The sequence below is a fragment of the Neobacillus drentensis genome (assembly GCF_036966985.1).
Taxonomy (GTDB): Bacteria; Bacillota; Bacilli; order Bacillales; family Cytobacillaceae; genus Neobacillus; species Neobacillus drentensis_E.
Genome location: NZ_JBALSN010000367.1, coordinates 4,463 through 5,573 on the forward strand (window position 1 = coordinate 4,463; position 1,111 = coordinate 5,573).

Sequence of the window (1,111 nt, forward strand, 5' to 3'; positions counted from 1 at the left end):
GATAACCGTTTCTGGAGCTGCCACGCCAAACAGTAACACTTGGCCGCCTTTTGCCGCTGATTGAACCGCTAACTCCATACTCTCTCCTCTGCCCACACATTCAATCACGACATCCACTTCAAGATTAGAAGCATTCTCTGGATGAACTACTTCATCCGCACCAAGCTGATAGAGAAGCTCCCGTTTATTTTCGGCAGGCTCAATGACAGTAATCGACTGTACTTTTTGATTTTTCACCAATTGCAAAAACAATTGCCCAATAAAACCGCCTCCAATAATGAGTACACGGCTTAAAGGTGAGAATCGAACCTTTTTAAAACCATGAAGCACACATCCTAATGGTTCGACAAGCGCAGCCTCTTCAAAGGTCATCGCATCTGGAATCTTATAACAATTGGCAGCTGGTACCACGCAAAACTCCCCCATACCGCCATCTCTTGTTACTCCGACAGCCTGAAGATGGTTACACAAATGAGCTCGGTTGCTGCGGCAATACTCACATGTACCGCAATAAATGTTCGGATCAATCGACACTCGGTCGCCTTTTTGGAGCGTCGATACTTCTGCACCAACTTCTACCACTACGCCAGCCAATTCATGACCGAGCACAATCGGAGGATGGACTTCTGCCGATCCAGGGTGACCATGATAAATATGCTGATCCGTACCACAAATGCCACAGCTTTTCACCTTGATAATGACCTCTCCCGCTACTGGGGATCGATACGTCCAATCCATTACCTCTAGTTGCTTTGTTCCTTGCAACACGGCTGCTTTCATGATAAATCCCCCCTTATTTTCCTGCTATTCATAGCCTTAATACTCAATGTATCCCAAGGAATTTCTTTCCCCTCAACCTGATGCACGGCAATCACTCTTTTCTGATTTGGGAGTAAGTCAAAGAAATTATCCTTCATCACAAGTTGCTCCATATCTAATTCAATAGTTACCATCCGCGCTGCCACGTCGGTGGAAACCGTCAACTCATTTTTCTCCTTGTCAACCACAACGGTTAATTCCGACTCTGCAAATCTCATATCCTTTTGATCGCGAAAATAATAGAAATTATCTTCAGTTTTATTATTTTTTGAGCGGAGGACCATGACTGCTT

At 44.7% G+C, this 1,111-nt stretch carries 2 protein-coding genes; both read right to left on the reverse strand.

Going from position 1 to position 1,111, the window contains the following annotated elements:
- Nucleotides 1–780: alcohol dehydrogenase catalytic domain-containing protein (locus tag V7659_RS22160; protein WP_335542325.1), on the reverse strand; the 780-nt coding region annotated here is incomplete at its 3' end.
- Nucleotides 777–1,111 (reverse strand): glycoside hydrolase family 2 protein (locus V7659_RS22165; RefSeq protein ID WP_335542327.1); only part of this gene is annotated, 335 nt, incomplete at its 5' end. The genes V7659_RS22165 and V7659_RS22160, both read right to left, overlap by 4 nt.